Here is a 1,900-nt window from a genome sequence, read left to right as displayed (position 1 = left end):
TTTTTTAACGCCTAAGTAACACTAATGTAGTACATTATGGTATAATTGAGAACCTTATGAGGAGTTCCTTATGCCAATGCATGTGTCCATAGTGTCTGTTAAGAATCACAAGTACATTCGCGTGTGCTCCAGTTACCGCAATGCCGAAGGCAAACCACGGACTCGGGTAATTGAAAACCACGGCAGGCTCGAAACTGTTTTAGAAAAAGACCCGGAGTTTCTTGACAAGCTCAAGGCTCGTATTGCTGAAGAGAACCGTCTGGAACAGTTGGCTAAAGACCGAGAGCTCGAATTGCAGGCTCGTAAAAGGATGGACAAACTTTCTGAATTGGCTCGATCAAACAATGATTTGCCGGGTTGTTTCCATCTCTACAACGTTGGAGCCGCGATTATCCGTAAAGTTTGGTGCGACTTAAAGATGCCGGAGTTTTTTCGGTATCTTCAAAAGGATCGTAACATTGGCTATTCGTATGACAAAGCTGCCTATCTACTCACCGAGCAGCGGTTGTTGGCTCCGGCCAGCAAGCTTCAGAATTTCAAGAATAAGGACTCAAGCATTATTGATCACTCCGAGATTGATCATCTTCAGGATTTGTATCGAGTTCTTGATCTATTGAAAGAGGACAAAGAGAGCGTCGTCAAACACCTCAACCGAGAAATTCAAAAGAGGACAAAAAGGAAGATCACTGCCGCCTTCTACGATGTAACCACCTACAGTTTTGAAAGCCGCAACATTTCTGATTACAAAGACTTTGGTCTGAGCAAGGATCATAAGGTCAATGAGGTCCAAGTGGTGCTTGGACTGGTTATGGATGAGAATGGCATTCCCATTGATTATGAGCTCTTCAACGGAAGCACTAATGAATTCGGAACCATGGTGCCGTTGATTAAGAAGATCAAAACGACTTACGGGATCGATCAATTGATAGTAGTTGCTGACCGAGGGTTAAATTCAAGTGAGAACCTATTTGCGCTCAGACAAATAGGCTGTGATTTCGTAATTGCACAAAAGTTTAAGAATGCCTCAGCCGATGAGAAAAAGGCAATCCTAGACCAAAACAATTGGCAGAAGAGTACATGCGACGAAAACGGAGAGATATTTTGCCACTATAAGACGATAGAGGTTAATAAACCGCTATACGAAACCAGAACCAGCCCTACGACAAAACTCAACTACAAGACAAAAAAAGTAATTGACACTATGAATTTGCATTGGATCGTCTCTTACAGTCCGCGCAGAGCAAAAAAAGATAGGGCAGACAGAGATAGAGCGATTGATAAGGCGCTTGATGCAATTAAGAATCCGGGCAAACTACGTCTAACCGGCTATAAGTCATTGGTTAAAATGCCAAGAAAAGACGGTGCACCGCAATTAGATACCGAAAAAATAGAAGAACAATCTCAATGGGATGGGTATTACGTTATTTGCACGAATCTTGAAATATCACCTGAGAGAGCCACTGAGATTTATCGAAAGCTCTGGCAAATTGAAGATTGTTTCCGGGTCAGCAAATCTCAATTGGAGACTCGGCCATGCTTTGTATGGACAGATTCTCACATATATGGCCATTTCTTGAGCTGCTTCATAAGCTTGGTGCTGGAAAAATATATGCTTTACAGCCTCAAGCAGGAACTCGGAGATCAAGTCACTCATGGGAAGATGTGCTCTGCCTTACGTCAGTCCCAAGTCGTCTACGATGATATCAATCCACAGCTGCCGTTATTTCTAAGGTTATACGAACCGGGGCTGTTTGATGAAATGAGTAAGCACTTTGGTCTGAAGGTCCTAAGTCGCGTAGAGAAGCCCGTAGGCCTAAAAAAGAAACTTCATTTACCGGGGCTGAAAGTTGTAGCTACCACGGCGTGGAAATCGTAAGATCGGAGAAGCCCCGCTACACGG

1 protein-coding gene is annotated in these 1,900 nt (G+C 43.5%); it reads left to right on the top strand.

The features are described 5' to 3' along the window. Positions 1–70 precede the first annotated feature (70 nt). Entirely contained in the window at positions 71–1,876 is a 1,806-nt protein-coding gene (locus tag E5987_RS12640; RefSeq protein ID WP_160336423.1) for an IS1634 family transposase, read from the top strand. Positions 1,877–1,900 lie beyond the last annotated feature (24 nt).

Origin of the sequence: Parasutterella muris (genome assembly GCF_009767915.1) — a bacterium.
In the GTDB taxonomy this organism is placed as follows: domain Bacteria; phylum Pseudomonadota; class Gammaproteobacteria; order Burkholderiales; family Burkholderiaceae_F; genus Parasutterella; species Parasutterella muris.
Note: the sequence above shows the minus strand (reverse complement) of the source record. Positions and strands in the feature narration are given on the sequence as shown.